Origin of the sequence: Streptomyces sp. NPDC057287 (assembly GCF_042667905.1) — a bacterium.
Classification (GTDB): Bacteria; Actinomycetota; Actinomycetes; order Streptomycetales; family Streptomycetaceae; genus Streptomyces.
In genome coordinates this window covers 439,632-464,443 of the sequence record NZ_JBHUYV010000006.1, presented here as the reverse complement: position 1 = coordinate 464,443, position 24,812 = coordinate 439,632, and the positions used below count along the sequence as shown (strand labels likewise).

Here is a 24,812-nt window from a genome sequence, read left to right as displayed (position 1 = left end):
GGTCCGCACCCCCTCATCGATGGGGTGCGGACCCGCGCCGTTCCCGCGGTGAAGCGGTGAAGCCGGGCGGTCAGCCGCCGAGGATCTCGCGAGCCAGCTTGGCGGTCTCGGTCGGCGTCTTGCCGACCTTGACGCCGGCGGCCTCGAGGGCCTCCTTCTTGGCGGCGGCGGTGCCGGAGGAGCCGGAGACGATGGCGCCGGCGTGGCCCATGGTCTTGCCCTCAGGGGCGGTGAAGCCCGCGACGTAGCCGACGACCGGCTTCGTGACGTTCTTCGCGATGTAGTCGGCGGCACGCTCCTCGGCGTCGCCGCCGATCTCGCCGATCATCACGATGAGGTCGGTGTCGGGGTCCGCCTCGAACGCCGCGAGGGCGTCGATGTGCGTCGTGCCGATGACCGGGTCGCCACCGATGCCGACGGCGGACGAGAAGCCGATGTCACGGAGCTCGTACATCATCTGGTAGGTCAGCGTGCCGGACTTGGACACGAGGCCGATGCGGCCGGGCTTGGTGATGTCGCCCGGGATGATGCCGGCGTTGGACTGGCCGGGGGTGATCAGACCGGGGCAGTTCGGACCGATGATCCGGGTCTTGTTGCCCTTCGAGCCGGCGTACGCCCAGAAGGCGGCCGAGTCGTGGACGGCGATGCCCTCGGTGATCACGACGGCCAGCGGGATCTCGGCGTCGATGGCCTCGACGACGGCGGCCTTCGCGAAGGCCGGCGGCACGAAGAGGACCGACACGTCGGCGCCGGTCTTCTCGATCGCCTCGGCGACGGACCCGAATACGGGTACCTCGGTGCCGTCGAAGTCGACGGAGGTGCCCGCCTTGCGCGGGTTCACGCCGCCGACGATGTTGGTGCCGTCGGCCAGCATGAGCTTCGTGTGCTTCATGCCTGTGGCGCCGGTCATCCCCTGGACGATGACCTTGCTGTCCTTGGTGAGGAAGATAGCCATGGTGTTGGAGTCCCTCGTCCCTTACTTCGCAGCCGCGGCGAGCTCGGCGGCCTTGTCGGCCGCGCCGTCCATGGTGTCCACGCGCTGAACGAGCGGGTGGTTGGCGTCGGAGAGGATCTTGCGACCCAGCTCCGCGTTGTTGCCGTCGAGGCGCACGACCAGCGGCTTGGTGACGGCCTCACCCTTGGACTTGAGCAGCTCCAGGGCCTGGACGATGCCGTTGGCGACCTCGTCGCAGGCGGTGATGCCACCGAAGACGTTGACGAAGACGGACTTGACGTCCGGGTCGCCGAGGATGATCTCGAGGCCGTTCGCCATGACCTCTGCGGAGGCGCCGCCACCGATGTCGAGGAAGTTGGCGGGCTTCACGTTGCCGTGGTTCTCACCGGCGTACGCGACGACGTCCAGGGTCGACATGACCAGACCGGCACCGTTTCCGATGATGCCGACCTCGCCCTCGAGCTTGACGTAGTTGAGGTTCTTGGCCTTGGCGGCTGCCTCGAGGGGGTTGGCCGCGGCCTTGTCCTCGAGCGCCTCGTGGTCGGGCTGGCGGAAGTCGGCGTTCTCGTCGAGAGACACCTTTCCGTCCAGCGCCAGGATGCGGCCGTCCTTGGTCTTCACCAGCGGGTTGACCTCGACGAGGAGCGCGTCCTCGGCGACGAAGGTGTCCCACAGGGTCACCATCGCCTCGGCGACACCCTCGGCCACCTCGGCCGGGAACTTCGCCTGGGCCACGATCTCGCGGGCCTTCTCGATGTCGACGCCGTCGACGGCGTTGACCGGGACCTTCGCGAGGGCCTCGGGGGTCTTCTCCGCGACCTCCTCGATGTCCATGCCGCCCTGCACCGACGCCATGGCGAGGAAGGTGCGGTTGGTGCGGTCGAGGAGGTACGAGACGTAGTACTCCGCCTCGATCTCCGGGGACAGCTCGGCGATCATCACCTTGTGGACCGTGTGGCCCTTGATGTCCATGCCAAGGATGTCGGTCGCGCGAGCGACCGCCTCATCCGGGTCTGCCGCCAGCTTGACGCCGCCGGCCTTGCCTCGGCCACCGACCTTCACCTGCGCCTTGACGACGGACTTGCCGCCCAGCCGCTCGGTCGCCTCGCGGGCTGCCTCAGGCGTGTCGATCACTTCACCGGCCAGCACCGGTACACCGTGCTTGGCGAAGAGGTCCCTCGCCTGGTACTCGAACAGGTCCACGCGCGTCCGTCCCTTTTAGTGGTCTCGCGGTTGGTTTTCTGCGTGGGCGTGCCGCGAGGGCAACGTGACTGCGCGGTCACAAGGGAGGCGCACACGGTGACCGGGTACGCGGCATGTCCATCCGGCAGGTTATCCCCCGCGCCGCACCGGACCCTAAATTGCAGATCACACCTGAGCGGTGATACCGGTCACAGACCGCGCTGGTGGCCGGGGTACGAGGGACAAAACGGCACGTCCGCAGGGCGGTGCCGGGCGCCCCCCGGTCCGGCGGCGGGGACCGGGCGGCATGGTCACCGGCCGGTGTCCGGCACCGGCAGGGGCCGCCGCTCGATCGCCGCGGCCATGACCTCGGGGAAGAGGTCCGGAGTGCAGGCGAAGGCCGGGGCACCGAGTGCCCCCAGCGCGGCCGCGTGCGCCCGGTCGTAGGAGGGGGCTCCCTCGTCGGAGAGCGCGAGCAGGGTCACGAACCGCACACCTGACGCCGTCATCGCGGCGGCCCGTCGGACCATCTCGTCGCGGATCCCTCCCTCGTGGAGATCGCTGATGAGGACGACGACCGTGTCCGCCGGACGGGTGATTCTCGACTGGCAGTAGGCGAGCGCGCGGTTGATGTCCGTCCCGCCTCCGAGCTGCGTGCCGAACAGGACGTCGACCGGGTCGTCGAGCTGGTCGGTGAGGTCGACGACGGCCGTGTCGAACACGACGAGCCGGGTCGACAGGGTCCGCATCGAGGCGAGCACCGCGCCGAAGACCGCGGCGTGGACGACGGACGCGGCCATGGACCCCGACTGGTCGACGCAGAGGATGACCTCCTTCTTCATCGACCGGTCCGAGCGCCCGTATCCGACGAGACGCTCGGGCACCACCGTGCCGGCCCCCTCCCGGCCGGGAAGGGACACGTGGTTCTTGAGGTTGGCCCGGATCGTGCGGTCCCAGTCGATGTCCCGGTGGCGCGGCCGGTGAGCCCTGGCCGAGCGGTCCAGAGCACCGGTGAGCGTCGCCCTCGTGTGCGGGGCCAGTCGGCGCTCCAGGTCCTCGACGACCTTGCGTACGACCGCCCGGGCCGTCTCCTTCGTCGTCTCCGGCATGGCCTTGGCGAGCGAGAGCAGGGTGCCGACGAGGTGCACGTCGGGCTCGACGGCCTCCAGCATCTCCGGCTCCAGCAGCAGGGCGTCCAGTCCGAGGCGGTCGATGGCGTCGCGCTGCATGACCTGGACCACGGGGCCCGGGAAGTACGTACGGATGTCGCCGAGCCAGCGGGCCATGGACGGGGCGGAAGCCCCGAGCCCCGCGGATCGCTCGGCCCCGCCCCTGCCGCCGGACTTCTTCCCGTCGTACAGCGCGGCCAGCGCCTCGTCGATCGCCGCGTCACGTCCGGTGAGCGCGCGTCCCGTGCTCTCGGCGCCGTCCGCGCCGAGCACCATGCGCCAGCGCCGCAGCCGCTCATCGGCGGCGGGAGTCGTGTGCATCGCTCTCTCCTGTCCCCCGGTGTCCGCGCGTTCCGTGCTCATCCGGTCGCCGCCCGGCGGGCCGGGTCGTCCAGGCCGAGGAGCAGCCGCAGCACCGGGACCACCGCGTCCGCCCGCTCCTCGTCGAGTGCTCCGCCGAAGCCGGGAACGGCGGGAGCGCCCTCCTCGTGCGCGGTGCCGGTACCCGGTCCACGGCGGACGAGCTCGCCCAGCGCGCGCCGGACACCGGGCTCGTAGGCCGAGAACGTACGGCGCAACAGGGGCAGTACGTCGGTGAACGTGTCGTCCGGTATGCCCGTCAGCCAGGTGTCGACCAGCCCGAGGAGCCGTTCGTCGTGGACGAGCAGCAGGCCGCCGCCCGCGGCTCCACCGACGAAGCCCTCGATCCAGGCCGCTGCGTCGGCGGGGGCCGTCCCGGGCGAGAGGGCCAGTCCCGTCAGCCGCGCGGCCTCGCTCCCGGTGAGCCGCCCGTCGTCCAGGAGCAGTCGCGTGGCGCGGCCCCGGATCACACCGGCGACCGCGTCCCTGCCGGACAGCTTGCGCAGGACGGCGGCCCACCGCTCGGGCAGCCCGTCCGCCCGGACGGCGCCGGCGAGCAGCGCGATCGCACCGTGCACGCCGTCCACCCGGCGGTGCGCCTCGGCGGCGGCGTCCGCGTCGAGGGAGGTGCAGGCGGACGGCAGGCCGACGCAGACGCGCTCGGCGAGACCCACGGCCACCTCTCCCAGGGCGGAGGTGTCGGTGGACCGCACGTCCCCGTACCGCAGGGAGCGCGCCAGGGCGGGCAGTGCGTCGGCGAGGTGGCCGACGTCCGCGTCGAGGGCGGCCCGGTCGGCGAGGGCCCTCATCACGACGGGCAGCGCCTCTGGCAGACCGGCCAGGAGGCACTGCTCGGCGAGCGCGGTGACCCGGGCGAGCGAGGACGCAGACACGGCGGCCGACCCGGCCCTGGCGGTCGCGGCGCCGAGCACCGTGGTGCCCCACACACCGGCTTCGGCGATACGGACGAACAGCTCCGGCTCCCAGTGCAGCCTCCAGCTCTCCCGGAAGGTCCCCGTGCTGCCCCGGCCCGCGGCGGGTTCGCCCCAGTCCACTCCGAGGAGCCGCAGCCGGTGGAGCAGTCTGCTGCGGGCCGCGTCGGTGTCCTTCCGCAGATCGAGCTCCAGCTCGCGCTTCTCCGCCTCCGGTCTGAGCCTCAGAGTGCGCTGCTGCCTGTCCAGGTCGCGCTGGAGGGGCACGGCGGGGGCGGTGTCCGGGACCTCGCCGAGGATCTCGCCGACGACGAGCCGGTCCCTGACGAGGGCGAGCGGCACGTCGGAGCCCTCGCACATGACGGCCCTGACCGCGTCGGTGGCCTCGGCGAGTCCGACGGCCGGACGGCCGCGCAGGGCCGCCAGCGTCGCGGCGAGCCGGACGGCCTCGATCACATCCGCCGAGGACACGGCTCTGTCCGTGTCGCGCAGCAGCCCGGCGGCCTTCGTCATCCAGCGCTCCACGGGCCGGTCGGGGGCGCCGAACAGGTGCCCGTACCAGCCGGGCGAATCGATCCCCGCGCCGTATCCGCTGTGCCGGGCAAGCCGGCGATGGGTCCAGGGCACCCAGGTCAGCTCCGCCCTGACCTTGGGTATCCCCTTGAGGAGGGCCCGGTCCGCGGCGACCGTCGTCCTCGCGGTGAGGGCGGGCACGTGCCACGCACCGCAGACCACGGCGATGCCGTCGCCGAACTCCTTGCGGGCGGCGCGCAGCTGGAGGCGCATGCACGCCTCCCGGACGGCGTCCTGCGGATGCCCCCCGTCACCGTGCGCCTCACGCAGCGCCGCCATCGCCTCGGCGAGCGCGGCGAACGGGGCACACGGGTCGGCCGTCCCTCCGTCCGCCGCGCGGTGCTCGACGACGTCCCCCCACCAGCGCTCGGGGTCGTCGTAGCCCGCGGCCCCGGCGAGGATGCCGATCGGGTCGATGCCCCGGCCCCTCTCCTCCCTGTCCGCGCCGTCCTCCTGCCTGCCCGTCAGCGCCAGGGAGTTTGCGGCCGGCAGGTCCACGAAACGCACGGGGACCCCGTGCGTCAGGGCCCAGCGGATCGCCACCCACTCGGGCGAGAAGCCGGCCATCGGCCAGAACGCGGCGCGCCCCGGATCGTCCACGGCGTGGGCGAGCAGCGCGACCGGCGGACGCATCCTGCTGTGCGCGGCGAGCGGCAGCAGCGCGTCGCCCTCGGGCGGCCCCTCCACGAGCACGGCACGCGGCCGTACGGACTCCAGAGCCGCCAGGACCGCGCGGGCGGAGCCGGGGCCGTGGTGACGCACCCCCAGCAGCAGAGGACCGTCGGCCGCGGCGCGGGGTGTCATTCGGAGGCCTCTCGGCAGGCGCGGTAGAAGTCCTTCCAGCCGTCCCGCTCGCGGACGACGGTCTCCACGTACTCCTGCCAGACGACCCGGTCCGCCGCGGGGTCGCGGACGACGGCCCCGATGATCCCCGCCGCCACGTCACCGGGGCGCAGGACGCCGTCGCCGAAGTGGGCGGCGAGCGCCAGGCCCCCGGTGATCACGGAGATGGCCTCGGCCGTGGACAGCGTCCCCGAGGGCGACTTGAGCGTGGTGCGGCCGTCCGTGGTGATGCCGTCGCGCAGTTCACGGAAGACCGTGACGACGCGCCGGATCTCCGCCATGCCGTCGGGCGCCGGGGGCAGTTCGAGCGCATGACTCATCTGGGCCACGCGACGGGACACGATGTCCACCTCGGCCTCGGGTGTCGCGGGCAGCGGCAGGACGACGGTGTTGAACCGCCGACGCAGGGCACTGGAGAGTTCGTTGACGCCGCGGTCCCGGTCGTTGGCCGTGGCGACGAGGTTGAACCCCCGGACCGCCTGGACCTCCTCCCCCAGCTCCGGGACGGGGAGCGTCTTCTCCGACAGGACGGTGATGAGCGCGTCCTGCACATCGGCGGGGATGCGGGTGAGCTCCTCGACGCGGGCGGTCATGCCGTCGGTCATGGCCCGCATGACCGGGCTGGGCACCAGGGCCTCGCGGCTGGGGCCGTGGGCCAGCAGCCGCGCGTAGTTCCATCCGTAGCGGACGGCTTCCTCGGGGGTGCCCGCGGTGCCCTGGACGAGCAGGGTCGAGTCTCCGCTGACGGCCGCGGCCAGATGCTCGGACACCCAGGTCTTGGCGGTCCCGGGAACGCCGAGGAGCAGCAGGGCGCGGTCCGTGGCGAGCGTGGCCACAGCGACCTCGACGAGGCGGCGCGGGCCCACGTACTTCGGTGTGATCAGGGTGCCGTCCGGGAGCGTCCCGCCCAGCAGATAGGTGGAGACGGCCCACGGGGAGAGCTTCCAACGGGTCGGCCTGGGACGGTCGTCGGCGGCGGCGAGCGCCTTGAGCTCGTCGGCGAAGGCATGCTCGGCATGCGGCCTCAGGACTTCGCCGCCGGCTGCGTCGGTCTGTACGGACACGGTCATGGATCCCCCTCCGGATCGGTCGATCCGATGCGGTTTCCACCGTGCACCACACCACTGACAATCGGCTGCGGCCGGGCGGCCGGTGAACGGCGGAGCCGGTCCCGACAGGCGGGAGCGGGACGCGTCCACCGCCCTTTAGGAGCGCTCCGCCCTTCGCCTCCCCGATGGCCTCGCACGGAGGAGAGGCGGTCGGGGCACCTCGCAGCGGATGGAACCGCAGGCCGGAGCCGATTGTCAGTGCCGCCCTCTACCGTCGGTTCCATGGTGCTATCTCACGGGGGAGAATCCGGGCGCCCCATGGGCCCGGTGGAGCGTCGGACGGTGGATCGCGTGCTGGAGCTCGCTCCTGACGAGGCGTCGCGCGCGTCCGGTCGCGCGCTCGGTGCGGAGTCGGCGTGGTCCGAGGCCGGCCGGGCCGGACCGGGCATGGCGTGGGGTCTCTGCCCGGGAACCGACGGCACGCAGTACCGCACGGCGGTCGACGCGAACGGGTCGTCCTCCACGTGCAGTTGTTCCGCCGGGGCCTCTCCCTGCGGACACGTCCTGGGCCTGCTGCTCCTCCTGGCCGCCGACGCCCCGATGCCGTCGCCGCCGGGGGATCCGCCGCCCTGGGCGGCACAGTGGCTGGCGGAGCGACGCCCCGAGGCGTCCGGGGGCGCGGCGAGCCGGGCCGCAGCCGCCCGTCGCGCCGCCCGCAGGGCCGAGCGCGTCACGGGCGGCGCGCAGGAGCTGGAGCAGCGCCTCGCCGACCTGTTGCGCGGCGGACTCGCGACGGCGGACCGGCCGGATTACGGGCTGTGGGAGGAGACCGCGGCGCGCATGGTCGACGCGCAGGCGCCGGGTCTCGCCCACCGGGTGCGGGATCTGGGGTCCGTAGCCGCTTCGGGACCCGGCTGGCCGGTGCGGCTGCTCGAGCAGTGCGCGCTCCTGCACCTGCTGGACTCGGCCTGGCTGGGACTCGATCGGCTGCCCGGCCCGCTGGCGGCGACCGTCCGTACGAGGGTGGGCCTGACGGCCTCCCCCGAGGGACCGGCTGTCCGCGACCGCTGGACGGTCCTCGCACAGTACGACGCACCGGACGGCAGGATCGTCACCCGTCGCATCTGGCTGTACGGCGAGGAGTCGGGCCGCACGGCGCTCCTGCTGTCCTACGGCGCCCAGGGCCGGGCCCCGGCCCTGGCGTTGCCGGTGAGCACCGTGATCGACGCCGAGGTGAGGCCGTATCCGGGTGGCGGAGGGCTGCGGGCCGAGCTGGGGCAGCGGTTCGGTGAGCCCGTCGTCACCGCGGCGCCGCCACCCGGCGGCACCGCGGCCGATGCCGTCGCCGCGTACGGAGACGCCCTGCGGGACGATCCCTGGCTGGATGCCTGGCCCGCCGTGCTGCGGGACGTCATACCCGCGCCGTCCTCGGACGGCTGGCAACTGATCGGCGCGGCGGACGGATCCGCCCTGCCGGTCGCACCCTCCGCGCTGTCCCGGCCCGGCCTGTGGAAGCTCGTGGCCCTCGCCGGTGGCAGTCCGCTGACGGTCTTCGGCGAGTGCGGACACCGCGGTTTCGATCCGCTCGCGGCGTGGGGGCCCGAGTCCTCGGACGACGTCGGAGCGGGTGCGGCCGTGGCGCTCGCCTGACACACCGCCGGCCCCCTCCGCCCCCGATCCGCAGCATTCCCGATCCGCGATTCCTGGACCAGCACCGGAAGGGACCCGATGCCCACCACCGCCACGACGACCGGCGTGCCCCTGGACACACCGTGGGACGACCTCGTCACCTCGGCCCTGCTCGGCACCGACCGGCGCCCGCTGCGGGCGGAGGACGGCGCCGTGCTCGGACCGGCGGCCGTGCTCGCCGCGGCTGCGGTGCACACCGTGCGGCGCCGGGCGGCACTCGTACCGGTCACCGGGGCCATCCCGCCCGGGCCCGCACCCGCCGACCCTCGTCCGCCGGTGCCCTCTGCCGCGCGCCGCAGGCTCGCCCAGCTGCTCGCCGACCGCTCGGCGCCGACCGGCGGAGGACGCCGGGGCACGGCCCCCGATCTCACCGAGCTCATCCCCCAGTGGCTGGCTGCCGCCGGCGCCCGGGGCTACCGGGCACCGGCCGAGCTGCTGCCCGCCCTGCTGGACGCGGCGAGGGCGCGCACGGATCTGCGTCCGCACGTCCTGGCTTTCGCCGGGCCGCGCGGGATCTGGCTGGCCGGGCTGAATCCGGAGTGGAGGTTCGCGCTGCGCGCCTCGTCACGCGGAGCCCCGCGGCCGGACACGGCAGATCCGGAGGCGGTGCGCCTGCTCTGGGAAGAGGGCCTCTTCGCCGAACGGGTCGCCCTGCTGGAGGCCCTGCGGGAGCGGGATCCCGCCGCGGCCCGGACCCTGCTCGCCGCCACATGGCCCGCGGAGAGGGCGGAGGACCGGCTGATGTTCCTCGATTCCCTGCGGTCCGGCCTCTCCGGGGCCGACGAGGCGTTTCTGGAGGGGGCTCTCACGGACCGCAGCCGCAACGTCCGCTCCACGGCCGCCGAGCTGCTGTCCGCGCTGCCCGGTTCCGCGCTCGCCGGGCGGATGGCGGACCGTGCCACGTCCTGCGTGAACCCGGACCGTACGGGGGGCGCCGTCTCCGTCGCCGTGGAGGCGCCGCACGAGTGCGACGCCGCGATGCAGCGCGACGGTGTGGTTCCCGTGCCCCCTTCGGGACGCGGCGAACGGTCCTGGTGGCTCGGTCAGTTGGTGGAGGCCACCCCGCTCGGTGTCTGGCGGGAGAGGTTCGGCGGCCGGACGGCCCACGAGCTCGTCACCCTGCCGGTCGCCGACGGCTGGGCAGGTGAGCTGCATGCCGCCTGGTGCCGCGCCGCGGTGAGACAACAGGACCCGGACTGGGCGCGAGCCCTGCTCGGTGCCCCCGCGACACCGCCGGCGAACGGCCCGGGGACGGCATCGCTGGCGGAGCGGTCGAAGCTCCTCGCCACCCTGCCTCCGGCCGAACGGGCGCTCTGGGTCGCGGGCTTCATAGCCGCGCACGGTCTGTCCGAGGCCTTCCAGCTGCTCGGCGTCTGCACCGTCCCCTGGGACGGGCCGCTCGGCCGGGCGGTGGTCGACGCACTGGACATAGCCCGGGACGCGGGGAGCTACCCCTGGAGTTTCAGCGGGGTGATGGGTCTCGCCGAGCGCTGTCTGAACCCCGCCGAGGCGGACCGGCTCGCGGTGCTCACCACCACTCCGGACGAACGGGAAGGCGCTTCGCCGGGTGCGGGCGGCTACTGGTCGGAGGCGTTCCAGCGTCTGGTCTCCACCTTGCGGCTGCGCGCCGCCATGGATGCGGAGCTGGCCCGGGCGGGCACGGGCTGATCGGTTCGGGAAGCGGACCGGGCAGGGCGCGGGCGGAGGACGGGAGCGACTCGGCACGGAACACGGGAGGTGCGAGCGGAGGACGGACCAACTCAGCCCGGAGAGAGGGGAGATGCGGGCGGAAGCCGGAAGAGTCTCGACGCGGGGACAGGGGAGGCGCGGGCGGAGGGCAGGAACAACTCGGCACGCAGGCAGGAGAGGTGCAGGCAGGGTCCGGGAAGAACTCGGTGCGGAGGCAGGGCGCACCGGCCCCGCCCCACCACGGACCGGCCGCAGACGCCCGCCCGGAATCAGCCTCGCTCCGGCGTGCTCAGGCCTCTGCGGGCTGGCGGACGTGGGCGTTGACCCAGTCCACGATCGAAGCAGTCGTCGCGCCCGGGGTGAAGATCTCCGCGACGCCGAGCCCCTTCAGCGGAGCGATGTCCGCCTCGGGGATGATGCCGCCGCCGAACACCTTGATGTCCTCCGCCTCGCGCTCCTTCAGCAGCTCGATGACCTTGGCGAAGAGCGTGTTGTGAGCACCGGAGAGGATGGAGAGCCCGATGGCGTCGGCGTCCTCCTGGATCGCCGTGTCCACGATCTGCTCGGGGGTCTGGTGGAGCCCCGTGTAGATGACCTCCATGCCCGCGTCCCGCAGCGCCCGGGCGATCACCTTCGCCCCGCGGTCATGGCCGTCGAGGCCCGGCTTGGCCACCACCACACGGATCGGACCGGTCACACCCATCACTGCCTCCACATGCGTCTCCCGTGCCCGGTGGGCCGGTGATGTGAACGAACGTTATCCACAGCATCCCGCACGGCGCCGTTTCGCGGTGGACCGGGAGGGGGAAATCACACATGGGACATGTTCGCCGGCGCCGTTCCCGGCACCGGGCGGCCCACCGGCCGCGCGGGGAGCGTCGCCAGAGGAGCCGCAACGAGGCCGTCGTACCACCGCGCCGTCAGCCGCACGGCACGGTGGTACGGCTCCCCGGTCGCATCAGGGCGGCCGGCCGCCTCCGCAGCGACTCCCGTGAGGGCGTACGGGGCTGGGAGCCGCCTCCCCGCATGCCAGTGCAGGAGGTCGGCCATGAAGGTCCTGTCCTTCCTACCCCTACTGCTGCGCAGGCCGTGTCTGCGCCCCGCCTGGCTGTCGTCGACGCTGCTCAGGGCCACCGCGCTGGAGCTGGTGATCCTGGCAGGGCACGTGCTCATCTACCCCTCGGGCCTCACTCCGGAGCGCCGTGCACCCACGCCCCCGGCCCCGACCGGCCCGGGACGTGACGGCAACGGAACCGAAGACGGTCACGCCCAGGCAGAACCAGCGGGAACAGCGGGAACAGCTGAAGCAGACGGAATCACCCATTCGGCGGACACCGCCGTGCTGCCCACCAAGGCCGTCGACCGGCCGCCCGTCGTGCTCCTGCACGGGTTCATCGACAACCGCTCCGTCTTCGTCCTGCTCCGCCGCTCCCTGGCCCGGCACGGCTGGCGCCATCTCGAATCACTGAACTACTCACCCCTGACCTGTGACATCCGCACGGCGGCCGAGCTGCTGGACCGCCACGTGGAGGAGATCTGCGCCCGCACCGGCCACCGCGAGATCGACATCGTCGGTCACAGTCTCGGTGGCCTCATCGCGCGGTACTACGTGCAGCGGCTCGGCGGGGACCGCCGGGTGCGCACCCTCGTCACCCTGGGCACGCCGCACGGCGGGACGGCCGCCGCCCCGCTGGCCGGCGCCCACCCCATCGTCCGCCAGATGCGCGGCGGCTCCGACCTGATCGAGGAGCTGCGCCGTCCCGCTCCCGGCTGCCGGACGCGGTTCGTCAGCTTCTGGAGCGAGCTGGACAGGGTGATGCTCCCCGTCGAGACGGCCTGCGTCGACCACCCGGACCTCGACGCGGTGAATGTGCGCGTCACGGGGATCGGCCACCTGGCCCTTCCGGTGCACCCCACGGTGGCGTCCGCGATCCGTCAGGCCCTGGAGTCCGACGGCACGGCCATCGGCATCCCCGGAGCTGCCTCCGTCGCCTGATATCCGACGGCTGAACCGCCGCACAGCGCCTGGCGATTAGAACTAATTTCGAACATAGGGCCAAGCCTGTACGCCCCGTCCGCCGAAAGGCGGCCGATTGCCCGATTCCTTCGGGGCTGGAAGCCGCCGAAGATTGTCGTCCTCACCTACCGCCGGGTACAGTCGCGGCCACTGCTCACCCTGGGGTCCCCCCACCGGACCCCGGAACAGGTCCTGCTGCCGAGGCGAGAGAGAAGTTGGTGAACGACCAGCACCCCCACGCCGGGAATGCCGGATACGACGGCCAGTCCACCGGCAGCTTCGACACAGATCCACTCTTCGGGACCCTGCCGGGTCAGCACGAAACCGGCCCCGAGGTCACGTACGGCGACGGCTACGCCCCGGCGTACGACGGCGGTTACGGCGGCTACGACGCGAACCAGTGGGACACCGGAGCGCATCAACAGGCCCCGTACGACGCCTACGGCACCCAGGGCCATCCGCAGATGCACCAGAGCTACGACACGGCCGCCACCTGGATGCCCGAGGCCGGAATCCCGGCCCAGGCCGCCGCCCAGGCCCCTGACGCGACGGGCCAGTGGGACACCACCGGCTGGAACCAGACCGGCCAGGACACCCAGTGGGCGTCGGGCGACACCGGCGCCTTCCCCACCACCACGTTCGACACCACGGCCTACGCGACCGGCACCTACGCCGTCCCCGCCTTCGAGACCGCGGGGTACGAGAACTACGCGGCCGCCGACACCGGCGCCTACGACGCCACCGCCTGGAACACCGGCGCCACGCCCGAGAGCCCGGCGTACGCACCCGAACAGACGTCGTATCCCTCGTACGAACACCAGCCGGCCTCGTACGAGCCGTACGGGACGGCCGAGTTCGCCGCGCACGACGGAATCGGCTCCCACGACCTCCACGACTCCCCCGACCACGTCGGAACCGCCGGAACAGAAGCCGGGACCGTGCGGACGGACGCCTACGACGACGCGTACGACGAAGGTCTCGGGACCGAGAGGCCCGAGCCCCATCCGGACGTCGTCGACGTGACCTCGGAATCGGCTGAATCCGTGCCCACGGCGGCCGTCCCGCGTCCCGTGAGCCGCTCCGCCGCCCCGCGCGGCGGGGGCCGGGGCCGGCGCCGCACCCCCGCGAAGCGTTCCGCTCTCCTCACCGTCGCCGTCCCGTCCGCCTGTGTCATGAGCGTCGCGGGCATCGCCGCCGCCTCGGTGAGCGGGGTCGGCGCCGAGGAGACGAAGGACGAGACCACGTCCATGGCGGCCGCCGACACGGTCAAGCCGGCCGCGGCCAACAACAAGCTGGACACCCAGCTCGCCAACCTCAGCGCCGACGCGGAGAACTTCGCCGACCGGGCCAGCCGCACCCAGGAGCGCATCGACCTGAAGGAGCGTCAGGCCGCCGAGAAGAAGAAGCGCGAGGAGGAGGCGGCCCGCCGCGAGGCAGCGCGCCCCAAGTTCGTCCTGCCCGTGAAGCAGCACGGACTCAGCGCCACCTACGGGCAGGCCGGCGTGAACTGGATGTCCGTGCACACGGGCATCGACTTCCCCGTCTCCTACGGCACCCCCGTCATGGCGGCGACCGACGGCACCGTGCGCACCCAGTGGAACAGCGCCTACGGCAACATGGCCATCGTCACCGCGGCCGACGGCACCGAGACGTGGTACTGCCACCTCAGCACCACCAAGATCCGTTCAGGATCGGTCAAGGCCGGCGACGTCATCGCCTTCTCGGGGAACTCCGGCAACTCCACCGGCCCGCACCTCCACTTCGAGGTCCGGCCGGGCGGCGGCTCGGCGATCGACCCGATGCCGTGGCTCCGCAGCCACGGGATCAACCCTTACTGAGCCGGCACGTCGCGGACTGAAAAGCCCCGGCCTCGTATCTCCCGGTCCGGGAGATACGAGGCCGGGGCTTTCCGCCGGCGGCCGGATCAGAGCTTCTCGACCGGTGCGTAGCGCAGCAGCAGCTTCTTGGGCCGTTCGTCGCCGAAGTCGACCGTGGCCTTGGCCTGGTCGCCGAATCCCTCGACCGCCGTGACCGTGCCCAGGCCGAACTGGTCGTGCGTGACCCGGTCCCCCGCGACCAGGGTGACCACCGGCTTGTCGGACGTGCGCCGGGTCGCGAATCCCGACGGCCCGGACTTCGCGCGCGACGAGGACAGCGACGACGTGATGCCGGACGTCGGACCCGCGGGAGCGGCCATCGGCCCCTTGCGCTTCCACTCCAGGTGCTGGTCCGGGATCTCCTCCAGGAACCGCGACGGCGGGTTGTACGAGGGCTGGCCCCACGCACTCCGCATCGACGCCCGGGTCAGATAGAGGCGCTCGCGGGCGCGCGTGATGCCCACGTAGGCGAGCCGGCGCTCCTCCTCCAGCTCCTTCACCTGGCCCAGCGCGCGCATGTGCGGGAAGACGCCGTCCTCCATGCCGGTCAGGAACACCACCGGGAATTCGAGGCCCTTGGCCGTGTGCAGGGTCATCAGGGTGATGACGCCGGACCCGTCCTCGTCCTCGTCGGGGATCTGGTCGGCGTCGGCGACGAGCGCGACCTTCTCCAGGAACTCGGCGAGCGTGCCCGCGCCTTCCTCCTCCGCCCGCTCCTGCTCGAACTCGAGGGCGACGGCGGCGAGCTCCTGGAGGTTCTCGATACGGGTCTCGTCCTGCGGGTCGGTGGAGGCCTGGAGCTCGGCGAGATATCCCGTCCGCTCCATGACGGCCTCCAGCACGACGGCCGGGCCCGCGCCCGACTCCACGATCGTGCGGAGCTCCTCCATCAGCGTGTTGAACCGCTTCACCGCGTTCGACGAGCGGGCCGCCATGCCGTACGCCTCGTCGACGCGGCGCAGCGCCTGCGGGAAGGAGATCTTCTCGCGCATGGACAGGGCGTCGATCATGGCTTCGGCCCGGTCGCCGATGCCCCGCTTGGGCACGTTGAGGATGCGGCGCAGCGGGACGGTGTCCTCGGGGTTGGAGAGGACACGGAGGTAGGCCATGACGTCCCTGACCTCCTTGCGCTCGTAGAAGCGCACTCCGCCGACGACCTTGTAGGGCAGTCCGACGCGGATGAAGATCTCTTCGAAGACACGGGACTGGGCATTCGTGCGGTAGAAGACGGCGACGTCGCCCGCCTTCGCCTCCGCGGCGTCCGTCAGCCGGTCGATCTCGTCGGCGACGAACTGCGCCTCGTCGTGCTCGGTGTCGGCGACGTAGCCCGTGATCCGGGTGCCCGCGCCGGCGTTCGTCCAGAGGTTCTTGGGGCGGCGGCTCTCGTTGCGCTCGATGACGGCGTTGGCGGCGGACAGGATCGTCTGCGTGGAGCGGTAGTTCTGCTCCAGCATGATCGTCTTCGCGTCCGGGTAGTCCTCCTCGAACTGGAGGATGTTGCGGATGGTCGCGCCGCGGAACGCGTAGATCGACTGGTCCGCGTCACCGACGACGCAGAGCTCACCGGGGGCCTCGGCCTCGCCGGACGGGCCCACCAGCTCGCGCACCAGGGTGTACTGGGCGTGATTGGTGTCCTGGTACTCGTCGACCATGACGTGGCGGAAGCGGCGGCGGTAGTGCTCGGCGACGTCGGGGAACGCCTGGAGCAGGTGGACCGCCGTCATGATGATGTCGTCGAAGTCGAGCGCGTTGGCCTCGCGCAGCCGCGCCTGGTAGAGCGCGTACGCCTGGGCCAGCGTCTTCTCGAAGCCGTCGGCCGCCTGGCCCGCGAACGTCTCCTCGTCGATGAGCTCGTTCTTGAGGTTCGAGACCTTCGCCGTGAACGACTTCGGCGGGTAGCGCTTCGGGTCGAGGTCCAGATCGCGGCAGACCAGCGCCATCAGCCGCTTGGAGTCGGCGGCGTCGTAGATCGAGAACGACGAGGTGAAGCCGAGGCGCTTCGACTCACGGCGCAGGATCCGCACACAGGCGCTGTGGAAGGTCATGACCCACATGGCGTTGGCACGCGGGCCGACGAGGTCCTCCACCCGCTCCTTCATCTCGCCGGCGGCCTTGTTGGTGAAGGTGATCGCGAGGATCTGTCCCGGGTGCACCCCGCGCTCGGCCAGGAGGTGGGCGATCCGGTGGGTGAGCACCCTGGTCTTGCCCGACCCGGCCCCGGCGACGATGAGCAGCGGGGACCCGGCGTGCACGACCGCGGCGCGCTGCTCGGTGTTCAGCCCGTCGAGCAGCGCGGCGGAGTCGATGACGGGACGCGGGGCACCGTCGCGGTAGTGGGCGTCACGCGGCGGCGGAGGCGTGTCGAAGACAGCCTCGAAGAGGCCCTCCGGCACCGCTTCGGGTGCGTGCTCCTCGGGGGGCGGCGGGGGGCCCTCCTCAGCTTGCTGGAGGCCGGTCAGGAAACTGTCGTCAAAGAGGCTGCTCATCGCCTCACGAGTCTAGGCGGCCGCACCGACAGCCCGGGCCGCATCGGCTACAAGGGCTCCGGCACGTGCGCGCACCGACACGGTTCGCGCACGGTGCGTGAGATTCAGGGGGCCGATCCGGCCACACGGTCCGCCGTGCGGCGAAGGTCACGAAAATGTATCGGGCATATCGCACATCAACCTTCACAGGGACGCCACGGGTTGGCTAGCGTCTCCGGCGGGTGCCCCGTACCCCCTTGAGGCGAACAGCGCCGCACGGGCGCTCCCGCCGAATCCGCGCTCCCGCCCAGGGGGCCGGAACCGGGGACCCAGACGCAGCACCGGGGTGAATCGGTCCGTCCTCGCCGGACCGTAGGGCAGCCTTCCGTTCCGCCCGAACCCTCCCCCAGGGCCTGAACGGCCTGGGGGGACCCCCATCGCTAACCCGGGTAGGCGGTCCACGGAAGGAGATGCCGGCCTTGGCGTCGCATCGCAGACCGCGCACCCGTGTGCGCAGCACCACCCCTGCCGTCGGTCTCACGACCGCGGCGCTCGCCTCCGTCACCCTGCTCTCCACGCAGAGCGCGACGGCCGCCCCGGCGGAGCCCCGGCCCAGCATCGAGGAAGTACAGAAGAAGGTCGACGCCCTGTACCGCCAGGCCGGCACGGCGACCCAGCAGTACAACCAGGCGAAGACCGCTTCGGCCGAGCAGCGCTCGAAGGTCGACGCGCTGCTGGAGGCCGCGGCGAAGCGGGCCGACAAGCTGAACGAGACGCGCCGGGAGCTGGGCAACTACGCGGCCGCGCAGTACCGCACCGGCTCGATCGCCCCGACCGCGACCTTCTTCCTCGCGGACGACCCCCAGTCGTACTTCGACCAGGACCAGCTGATGGCCCGGATGACCAGCCAGCAGCAGAAGTCGGTCGCCGACTTCCGTACGCAGCAGAAGGAGGCGGCGGCGAAGCGGGTCGAGGCGACGAAGAGCCTGGAGACGCTCACCACGTCGCAGGCCACGCTGCGCACCAGTAAGCAGCAGGTGCAGACGAAGCTCACCGAGGCCCGCTCCCTGCTGTCGGAGCTCACCGCCGAGGAGAAGGCACGGCTCGCGGAGCTGGAGCGCAAGAAGGAGGCGGAGGCCGAGCGCAAGGCCGAGGAGCTGGCCAGGCAGCAGGCCGCCGCCGCGAAGGAGAAGGCCGACCGGGCCGCCACCGAGGAGGCCGCGCAGGAGGGAACGGGCACCGGTACGGAGACCGGGGGCACGGGCTCCGACAGCGGCTACGCCTCGAAGGCCGAGAAGGTCCTGTCCTTCGCCCGGTCCCAGATCGGCAAGCCGTACGTCTGGGGGGCGACGGGCCCGTCCTCGTACGACTGCTCGGGGCTCACCCAGGCCGCGTGGAAGGCGGCCGGTGTCGACCTGCCGCGCACCACCTGGGACCAGGTCGAGGTCGGCACCCGGGTGGCCACGGCGGATCTGCGGCCGGGTGACCTGGTCTTCTTCTACGACGACATCAGCCACGTCGGCATCTACAAGGGCGACGGCATGATGATCCACGCGCCGAAGCCCGGAGCGAACGTCCGCGAGGAGTCGATCTACTACATGCCGATCTACGGCAGCGTGCGCCCGGCGTAGCGCGCGGGACACCACCGGCGGGCGGGTTCGGGGCACAGCCCCGGCCCGCCCGTTCCGCTCAGGTCCAGAGCGTGGCGATGAAGATGTTGGCGACGGTCAGCCCGCCGACCGCGGCGAACGCGCCCTTGCCCGCCCTCTCGTCGTCCCGCTTCACATAGACGAGCGCCAGGATCACGACCAGGAGCAGCAGCTTCACGCCGATCTTGACGTTGTTCACGCTCTGGTCGTCGGCCTGGTTCAGACCGACCAGGGCGACGCCCGTGACGAGCATGGTGAGCGCACCGTGCAGCATGGCCGGGACGAAGCGGGCCGTACCCGCCCCCATGGCCTTCATCTGGGTCAGGAAGCCGCCGAGCAGGGAGGCGATCCCGATGATGTGCAGGGCCACGAAGACATTGATGAGTACGTCCATGGCCGCAGCCTAACGGCGGCCATATCACCACTCTTCGGCACGGTACGACTTACCGATGAGTTCATCTCAGGTCTGCGCGAATTGCCGGACTCCGGTTGATTTTTCCGGTCATTCGAGGGAAACGAAACAGCACATGCAGGCAATACCTGTCATTACGCCTCTTCCCCGTGCGCCGGGTTTAGCGTCCCTCCCAGGTGACCGGCTCTGCATCACCGCCCCCGTACCGGGCGGCGTGCCGGTCGCCCCGCCAGGAATCCGGCGGCGGGCCGCTCCCCCCTGTGGTGGCCCGCCGCCGGACCCCGGCGGGCCCGCCGGCATCCCCGACGGGCAGTCGAACGGAAGGACGCACCACCCCCGTGCCCCGCCATCGAGAAGCCGCTCACCGCAAGCCCAAGCAGCGCCTGTTCACCGGGCCTGCTGCCCGCACCGCAGCGACCCTCGCCCTCGCCGGGGCCGCGACCGCCGCCACTCTCGAAGGTGCCGCCCAGGCGGATCCCCGGCCCACCCCGGCCCAGGTCGAGGCCAAGATCGACCGGCTGTACCACGACGCCGAGGTCGCCACCGAGAAGTACAACGGCGCGAAGGAGGAGACCGCCGCCTCCGAGAAGGCCCTCGACGCACTGCGCGACGAGGCGGCCCGCAGGACCGAGCGCCTCAACACCGCGCGCGACGCCCTCGGCTCGTACGCCACCGCCCAGTACCGCAGCGCCGGCATCGACCCCGCCGTCCGGCTGGCCCTCTCCTCGGACCCCGACCAGTACCTGGAGCGCGCCTCGTACGAGGACCGGGCGGGCGACCGCCAGGCGGGCGCGATCAACGGGGTGCGCCGGCAGATCGGCGACATCGCCCGGCTGCGCGCCCAGGCCGAGGACGAGCTCGCGGTGCTCGCCTCCCGCCGGGCCGATCTCCAGAAGCACAAGAACGAGGTGCGCGCCAAACTCGCCGACGCCCGGAAGCTGCTCGCCACCATGACCGCGGACCGGCGCGCCGCCTACGAGCGCTCCGCCGACGCCGCGCACGGCGGCACCGCCACCCGCGCCGACCGGAGCGCCCCGCGCGGCTCCGTGGCCGCGCCGAACGCCCGTGCCGCACAAGCCGTCGACTTCGCCTACGGGGCGCTCGGCAAGCCGTACGTCTGGGGAGCCACGGGCCCCTCCTCCTTCGACTGCTCCGGCCTCACCCAAGCCGCCTGGCGCGCGGCAGGAGTCTCCCTGCCCCGCACGACGTACACCCAGATCAACGCCGGCCGGCGCGTCCCGCAGTCCGAACTCGCACCGGGCGACCTGGTGTTCTTCTACTCCGGGATCACCCACGTCGGGCTCTACATCGGCGGCGGGCAGATGATCCACGCCCCGCGCCCCGGAGCCCCCGTCCGTATCGCGCCGATCAGCGAAATGCCCCTCGCGGGTGCCACCCGCATCGCATAGGCTCCCGGCCTCATGGACACAGCCATCCAGAACTACGTGCGTACACTCACGCTCCGCTCCCCGGACCACTACCGGGTGGGCCCGTTCACGGTGCGCCACAATCCGGGCTGGGAGCTGAAGTTCGCCAACTACGCCATCCCCGACCGGGACGCCGAGCCCACGGCGCAGGACATCGCCGACCTGGTCGCGGCGTTCCGCTCGCGCGAACGGCTGCCCCGGCTGGAGTTCCTGCCCGCCTGGGCGCCCGCCGTCGAACCCGCCCTGATGGCCGCGGGGTTCACGGCGGAGAGCCGCGCCCCGGTCATGGCCTGCGCCGCCGGGGGCCTCCTGCCGCCGAAGCCGGTGGACGGCCTGCGCGTCGCCGAGCCGGTCACCGCCGATGAGTTCGCCGCCGCGGCCGCCGTCCAGCACTCCGGTTTCGGCGGCGAGGGCGGCCCCGACGACGGCGAGATCGCCTGGCTGCGGGAAGCGACGGCGGGCGGCGGTGTCTCGGCCCTGGCCACCGTGGACGGGCACCCCGCCGGGGCGGGCGGCTGCTCCGCCCCGTCCGACGGGATCGGCGAACTGGCCGGCCTGGCCGTCGCCGGCACCTTCCGCCGCCGGGGTGTGGGCGCGGCACTGGCCGCCTGGCTGACCCGCACCGCCTTCGCACGCGGCTTCCACACCGTGTGGCTGGAGCCCGGCGGCCCCGACGTCGAGCGGATCTACGCGAGCGTCGGCTACCGAAGGACCGGCGAGAAGCTCAACATCTCGCTCGATCCCGCCTGAGCGTGCGTGCGGCTCAGACCAGCCGCCGTGCCGTCGCCCACCGGGTCAGCTCGTGGCGGTTGGAGAGCTGGAGCTTGCGCAGCACGGCCGAGACGTGGGACTCGACCGTCTTCACCGAGATGAACAGCTGCTTGGCGATCTCCTTGTACGCGTATCCCCGGGCGATCAGCCGCAGCACCTCGCGCTCGCGCTGCGTCAGCCGGTCGAGGTCCTCGTCGACCGGCGGGGCCTCCGTCGAGGCGAAGGCGTCGAGGACGAACCCGGCCAGCCGCGGCGAGAACACCGCGTCGCCGTCCTGGACCCGGAAGACGGAGTCGACCAGATCGGCGCCGGTGATGGTCTTGGTGACATAGCCGCGGGCGCCACCCCGGATGACGCCGATGACGTCCTCGGCCGCGTCCGAGACGGACAGCGCCAGGAAGCGCACCGGGTTCTCGACCGCGCCCATCATCGGGGCGCAGCGCCGCAGCACCTCGACGCCTCCGCCTCCCGGGAGGTGGACGTCGAGGAGCACGACCTCGGGCCGGGTCGCGGTGATCACGGTGACCGCCTGGTCGACGTCGGCGGCCTCGCCGACGACCTCGACCCCGGTCTCCTCGGTGCGGCCGATCTCGGCCTGCACCCCGGTGCGGAACATCCGGTGGTCGTCGACGAGCACGACCCGTACCCGGCGCTCCGGGCCCCCGGTGGCTTCGGTGTTCTCGGTCATTCGCCCGCCCTCTCCATCTCCAGCTCGACTTCCGTGCCCCCGCCGGGGACCGAACGCAGCCGCGCCGTCCCGCCGTTGCGCTGCATCCGGCCGATGATTGATTCTCGTACGCCCATCCTGTCGCCGGGAACGGCGTCCAGGTCGAATCCCGGCCCCCGGTCCCGTACGGAGACGAAGACCGTGCGGCCCTCGACCTCCGCGAAGACCTGGACGGCACCGCCCTCGCCACCGTACTTGGCGGCGTTGACCATCGCCTCGCGTGCGGCCTGCATCTGCGCCACCAGCTTCTCGTCGAGCGGGCAGTCCCCGACGACGACGACCTCCAGCGGGACCCCGTGCTTGTCCTCGACCTCCGCGGCGGCGCGCTTGACGGCCTCGGCGAGGCCGGACGGTTCCTCGGCCTCGTCCTTGCCGGTGCCCTCGGGGTTGTACAGCCAGTTGCGCAGCTCGCGTTCCTGGGCGCGGGCGAGCCTGCGGACCTCGCCGCCGTCGTCCGCGTTGCGCTGTATCAGCGTGAGGGTGTGCAGGACGGAGTCGTGGACGTGGGCGGCGACCTCGGCACGCTCCTGTGCCCGGATGCGCATCAGGCGTTCCTCGGAGAGGTCCTGCGTCATCCGCACGAGGTAGGGGCCCGCGAGGAGCGCGATGCCGGTGAGTACGGCGATGGCGGCCGTCAGCGCGGTGCCCAGCTGGGCCGCCGAGCCCCGCACCACCATGAAGGCGGCGAGACCGAGGCCGACGAGCGCGACCCCGGCCAGTCCGCGGGCCAGGTGCAGCACCCGGCGACGGCGGCCGACCTCCATCCACCGGGCGCGCCGGGCGTTGTCGGCCTGGCGCCACACGAGGACGGAGCCCGCGCCGATCAGCAGCGCCGGCCAGACGTAACGGTCCGCCTTGCTGCCCATGTCGACGTTGCCGACGAAGGTCACGGCGCCGACGAGCAGGGCGACCAGGGCGAAGACCTGGCCCTTGTCGGGCTTGCGGAGCCGGCGACGGCCGTCGGGGGCGGTCTCGAAGAGGGACCGGTTCTCCACCCCGCCGACCCCGCCGACACCGAGCGGCACGACGATCCAGAACACGGCGTAGAGCAGGGCGCCCAGGCCGTCCGCGAAGAACAGTCCGAGGAAGACGAACCGGACCCACGCGACGGGCAGTCCCAGATGCCCGGCGAGCCCTCGCGCGACACCACCGAGCATCCGTCCGTCGGCGCTCCGGTACAGCTTGCGCGGCGCAGGCTCCTCCGGGTCCGGGGCGTGGGAGCTCGCGGCTCGCGTCGTGGCTGCTGGCATGCACCGATCGTCACACGTCCCGGCGGGTCGTGGCATCAGGGTCTGCCCGGACTCGACCCTGAGGCCCCGGGACGGGCTCCGCCGCTCCGGCCCGCCGGGCGGGGCGGGACGGCCGGGGTCCCCAGGGGCCTGAGGGACGCAATATCAGGGACGGGCCAGGGTCGTCGTGGGCCCCACAAGGGCGTACGGGCCGTCACCATGGAGCCATGACCGTTCCCCAGGACGCCTCCCCCGGCGTCGCTCCGCCCCCAGAACCGGCACCGCGGCTGCGTCGCAGCAAGCGGCAGAAGGTGGTGGCCGGGGTGTGCGGCGGGCTCGGCCGGTACTGCGACGTGGACCCGGTGATCTTCCGGATCGTGCTCGGCGTCCTCGCGGTGACGGGCGGCATCGGCCTGATCTTTTACGGCTTCGCCTGGCTGCTGCTCCCCGTGGACGGCGAGGACGAGAACGAGGCGCGGCGGCTGCTGTCGGGCCGGGTCGAGGGCGCCTCGCTGATCGCGCTGCTGCTGGCCCTGGTGGGCTGCGGGCTGCTGCTGTCGATGCTGCACAACGGCGGGATGCTCGCCTTCGCCGCGATGCTCTCGCTGACCGTGATCGGCGTCTCGGTCTGGACGCAGCACCGCGGGACGGCTCCGCCCGAGGACGCTCCCGGGGCGTCGGCGCACGTTCCGAAGAGCGCGGCGCACACCGCCGGCCACGGGGCGCCTCCTGAGGTGAAGGCACCGCCCACCACGGGCACCCCGTCCTGGTGGCGGGACCCGATCGTCAAGGACGGCACGACCGGCCCCACGAGCAGCGGCTATCTGTGGGGCCCGGCGAGCGCGTTGCCGGAGGTGGCGGAGCCCGGCGGGAGCGGTGCGAAGGCCGACGCCCCGTTCTCCCCGCCCGGCCGGCCGCCCGGGACCCGGGGACCGCGTTCGATCGGCGGCCTCGTATTCCTGCTCGCCCTCGTCGCGGGCGGTCTCGGCACGGGGCTGAGCTGGGGGACCCATCCGCTCGGGACGAGCCTGCAGATCGGGCTCGCCGCCGCGCTCGGAGTGTTCGGCCTCGGCCTGCTGGTCGCCTCCGTCCTCGGCAGGACCGGCTTCGGCACGGTCCTGCTGGCCATGATCACGGCGGGGCTGCTGGCAGGGGCGTCCGTGGTCCCGAAGGACATCGGCACCGACTGGGTGAGGGAGGAATGGGGTCCGGCCTCGGTCGCCGCGGTCCAGCCCCTGTACAAGCTCGACCTGGGTGACGCGAAGCTCGACCTGTCCCGGATCACCCTCCCGAAGGGCGAGACGTTGCGGACCCGCGTCGAGGTCGGTGCCGGCCGAGCGGTCGTCGTCGTCCCGGCCGGGGTGACGGTGAAGGTCGACGCCGAAGCGGGCCTGGGCGACATCCGGTTCCCGTCCGACGTGCGCAAGGACGTGGACATCGCCCCCGACCGTCACACCCGGCGGACCGTCGCACCCCCCGGGGGCAGCGCACCCGCCGGCACGATCGAGCTGGGCATGGGCATCGGCATCGGACAGCTGGAGGTCACCCGTGGTGCGTCATGAGATCCGGCCGGGCCGCGCGGTGGCCGGCCTGGCCATGCTGACCCTGGCGGGCGGATACGCGGCGGACGCGGCCGGGGCGTGGGAGGTCCCCTGGACGTTCTTCGGCCCCGTGTTCCTCGGCGGCCTGTGGCTCGCGGCCACGGTGACCTGGGTGAACTACCGGCTGCGCCGGCGGCGGGCAGCGAAGAAGGCGTCCTCGGCGGCCCCGTCCACGTAGACGGCCCGGGTCCCCGGA

At 72.5% G+C, this 24,812-nt stretch carries 19 protein-coding genes; 9 read left to right on the top strand and 10 right to left on the bottom strand.

Annotated features, from left to right (window positions below):
• Window positions 1-70 precede the first annotated feature (70 nt).
• From sucD to ACFUNE_RS15100, 5 genes are all read right to left on the bottom strand, one after another.
• Window positions 71-955: a succinate--CoA ligase subunit alpha gene (gene sucD / locus ACFUNE_RS15120; protein WP_099173770.1), complete on the bottom strand. Its 885-nt coding sequence runs from the start codon at window positions 953-955 to the stop codon at window positions 71-73.
• A gap of 21 nt (window positions 956-976) precedes the next feature.
• Window positions 977-2,158, bottom strand: coding sequence for an ADP-forming succinate--CoA ligase subunit beta (gene sucC, locus ACFUNE_RS15115; RefSeq protein ID WP_383566702.1), 1,182 nt, complete (start codon window positions 2,156-2,158; stop codon window positions 977-979).
• A 290-nt stretch (window positions 2,159-2,448) separates the two neighbouring features.
• A complete protein-coding gene (locus ACFUNE_RS15110; protein ID WP_383566700.1) occupies window positions 2,449-3,627 on the bottom strand; it encodes a vWA domain-containing protein in 1,179 nt (392 codons plus the stop codon).
• 38 nt (window positions 3,628-3,665) lie between these two features.
• Window positions 3,666-5,975, bottom strand: a complete 2,310-nt coding sequence (locus ACFUNE_RS15105; RefSeq protein WP_383566697.1) for a DUF5682 family protein — start codon at window positions 5,973-5,975, stop codon at window positions 3,666-3,668.
• Complete coding sequence (locus tag ACFUNE_RS15100; protein WP_383566694.1) at window positions 5,972-7,084, bottom strand: AAA family ATPase; 1,113 nt, start codon at window positions 7,082-7,084, stop codon at window positions 5,972-5,974. The genes ACFUNE_RS15105 and ACFUNE_RS15100 overlap by 4 nt, the downstream gene beginning before the upstream one ends.
• 261 nt (window positions 7,085-7,345) lie before the next feature.
• On the opposite strand from ACFUNE_RS15100, the gene ACFUNE_RS15095 reads away from it, so the two are divergent.
• Both ACFUNE_RS15095 and ACFUNE_RS15090 read left to right on the top strand, forming a co-directional pair.
• Window positions 7,346-8,713 carry an SWIM zinc finger family protein gene (locus tag ACFUNE_RS15095; protein ID WP_383566691.1) on the top strand — a complete coding sequence of 456 codons (1,368 nt, stop codon included), beginning with the start codon at window positions 7,346-7,348 and terminating at the stop codon, window positions 8,711-8,713.
• A gap of 78 nt (window positions 8,714-8,791) precedes the next feature.
• Window positions 8,792-10,420, top strand: a complete 1,629-nt coding sequence (locus ACFUNE_RS15090; RefSeq protein ID WP_383566688.1) for a DUF5691 domain-containing protein — start codon at window positions 8,792-8,794, stop codon at window positions 10,418-10,420.
• A gap of 310 nt (window positions 10,421-10,730) precedes the next feature.
• On the opposite strand, the gene ACFUNE_RS15085 is transcribed toward ACFUNE_RS15090, so the two are convergent.
• Window positions 10,731-11,144 carry a cobalamin B12-binding domain-containing protein gene (locus ACFUNE_RS15085; protein ID WP_383566685.1) on the bottom strand — a complete coding sequence of 138 codons (414 nt, stop codon included), beginning with the start codon at window positions 11,142-11,144 and terminating at the stop codon, window positions 10,731-10,733.
• Between the two features lie 345 nt (window positions 11,145-11,489).
• On the opposite strand from ACFUNE_RS15085, the gene ACFUNE_RS15080 reads away from it, so the two are divergent.
• Window positions 11,490-12,437 (top strand): esterase/lipase family protein, encoded by a 948-nt coding sequence (locus ACFUNE_RS15080; RefSeq protein ID WP_383566682.1) that lies wholly within the window; start codon window positions 11,490-11,492, stop codon window positions 12,435-12,437.
• Between the two features lie 239 nt (window positions 12,438-12,676).
• Window positions 12,677-14,296: a peptidoglycan DD-metalloendopeptidase family protein gene (locus ACFUNE_RS15075; RefSeq protein WP_383566680.1), complete on the top strand. Its 1,620-nt coding sequence runs from the start codon at window positions 12,677-12,679 to the stop codon at window positions 14,294-14,296.
• 86 nt (window positions 14,297-14,382) lie between these two features.
• Here the strand turns inward: ACFUNE_RS15075 and pcrA are convergent, their stop codons facing one another.
• Window positions 14,383-16,821, bottom strand: a complete 2,439-nt coding sequence (gene pcrA / locus ACFUNE_RS15070; RefSeq protein WP_383566677.1) for a DNA helicase PcrA — start codon at window positions 16,819-16,821, stop codon at window positions 14,383-14,385.
• Between the two features lie 449 nt (window positions 16,822-17,270).
• On the opposite strand from pcrA, the gene ACFUNE_RS15065 reads away from it, so the two are divergent.
• On the top strand, window positions 17,271-18,431 hold the full coding sequence (locus tag ACFUNE_RS15065) for an NlpC/P60 family protein (protein ID WP_383566674.1): 1,161 nt from the start codon (window positions 17,271-17,273) through the stop codon (window positions 18,429-18,431).
• A 58-nt stretch (window positions 18,432-18,489) separates the two neighbouring features.
• Here the strand turns inward: ACFUNE_RS15065 and ACFUNE_RS15060 are convergent, their stop codons facing one another.
• Complete coding sequence (locus tag ACFUNE_RS15060) at window positions 18,490-18,843, bottom strand: hypothetical protein (RefSeq protein ID WP_383566671.1); 354 nt, start codon at window positions 18,841-18,843, stop codon at window positions 18,490-18,492.
• Window positions 18,844-19,199: 356 nt separating this feature from the next.
• Between ACFUNE_RS15060 and ACFUNE_RS15055 the strand changes: the two genes are divergently transcribed.
• Entirely contained in the window at window positions 19,200-20,270 is a 1,071-nt protein-coding gene (locus ACFUNE_RS15055) for an NlpC/P60 family protein (RefSeq protein WP_383566668.1), read from the top strand.
• 12 nt (window positions 20,271-20,282) lie between these two features.
• Window positions 20,283-21,038 carry a GNAT family N-acetyltransferase gene (locus ACFUNE_RS15050; RefSeq protein ID WP_383566665.1) on the top strand — a complete coding sequence of 252 codons (756 nt, stop codon included), beginning with the start codon at window positions 20,283-20,285 and terminating at the stop codon, window positions 21,036-21,038.
• Window positions 21,039-21,051: 13 nt separating this feature from the next.
• Here the strand turns inward: ACFUNE_RS15050 and ACFUNE_RS15045 are convergent, their stop codons facing one another.
• Window positions 21,052-21,747 carry a LuxR C-terminal-related transcriptional regulator gene (locus ACFUNE_RS15045; protein WP_383566662.1) on the bottom strand — a complete coding sequence of 232 codons (696 nt, stop codon included), beginning with the start codon at window positions 21,745-21,747 and terminating at the stop codon, window positions 21,052-21,054.
• Entirely contained in the window at window positions 21,744-23,036 is a 1,293-nt protein-coding gene (locus ACFUNE_RS15040) for a PspC domain-containing protein (protein WP_383566657.1), read from the bottom strand. Before ACFUNE_RS15040 ends, ACFUNE_RS15045 begins: the two co-directional genes overlap by 4 nt.
• Before the next feature lie 206 nt (window positions 23,037-23,242).
• On the opposite strand from ACFUNE_RS15040, the gene ACFUNE_RS15035 reads away from it, so the two are divergent.
• Both ACFUNE_RS15035 and ACFUNE_RS15030 read left to right on the top strand, forming a co-directional pair.
• Window positions 23,243-24,577, top strand: coding sequence for a PspC domain-containing protein (locus tag ACFUNE_RS15035; RefSeq protein WP_383566654.1), 1,335 nt, complete (start codon window positions 23,243-23,245; stop codon window positions 24,575-24,577).
• Complete coding sequence (locus tag ACFUNE_RS15030; protein WP_383566651.1) at window positions 24,564-24,794, top strand: hypothetical protein; 231 nt, start codon at window positions 24,564-24,566, stop codon at window positions 24,792-24,794. The genes ACFUNE_RS15035 and ACFUNE_RS15030 overlap by 14 nt, the downstream gene beginning before the upstream one ends.
• Window positions 24,795-24,812: the final 18 nt, after the last annotated feature.